Origin of the sequence: Halomonas sp. SIMBA_159 (assembly GCF_046536035.1) — a bacterium.
GTDB lineage: Bacteria > Pseudomonadota > Gammaproteobacteria > Pseudomonadales > Halomonadaceae > Vreelandella > Vreelandella venusta_A.
On record NZ_JAWJBT010001285.1, the window covers coordinates 1 to 246 of the forward strand.

Consider the following 246-nt stretch of genomic DNA (forward strand, 5'->3'; position numbering starts at 1 on the left):
GTTGATTAAAAGACCACGTTGAATGTTGTTATAGGTTTGAGCCAAATCTTGACCAATAAATTCATTGGCAATAGCTAGGTCAACTTTTCCTTGATGCAGTTGCTCAAAGAGGGCTTGAAACGTCGTTAACTCCACCCAGATCGGTTTGATCTTTAATTTCTGAGCGCGATCGCGCAGTAAGTCTTCTTGGATACTACCATCAAGCACCGCCACTTGCTTTTGATCCAAATCCGCTAAATCATCAAT

General features: G+C 41.5%; 1 protein-coding gene. It reads right to left on the reverse strand.

Annotated elements, in window-relative coordinates:
• The coding region (locus tag R0J87_RS23390; RefSeq protein ID WP_498889366.1) for a hypothetical protein at nt 1–246 on the reverse strand (246 nt) is incomplete at both ends.